Annotated in this window: 1 protein-coding gene; it reads right to left on the reverse strand. The window is 36.7% G+C overall.

What is annotated here, in order from left to right:
• Positions 1 to 248, reverse strand: a 248-nt coding sequence (locus AAEY78_RS14395; protein WP_352340118.1) for a 2-oxo acid dehydrogenase subunit E2, incomplete at both ends; no start/stop codon positions are given.

A 248-nucleotide genomic window follows, 5' to 3' on the forward strand; every position in this document is an offset into this window, starting at 1 on the left:
GTTCAATAATGCCTTTTTTATCAACATCTTTAAACACTGGTACTACTAAACCATTTGGCGTATCAACCGCTACACCAATATTAATGTACTTTTTAAGAATTAAGCTTTCGCCGTCGTTAGACAGTGACGAGTTAATAGTTGGAAATTCGGCCAATGCTTTTGCTGCGGCTTTCATTACAAATACTAGTGGCGTAATTTTAACACCTAGCTTTTTCTTCTCGTTAAGGGCATTTTGCTCTTTACGGAAT

Source organism: Psychrobacter sp. 16-MNA-CIBAN-0192 (assembly GCF_040309565.1).
GTDB lineage: Bacteria > Pseudomonadota > Gammaproteobacteria > Pseudomonadales > Moraxellaceae > Psychrobacter.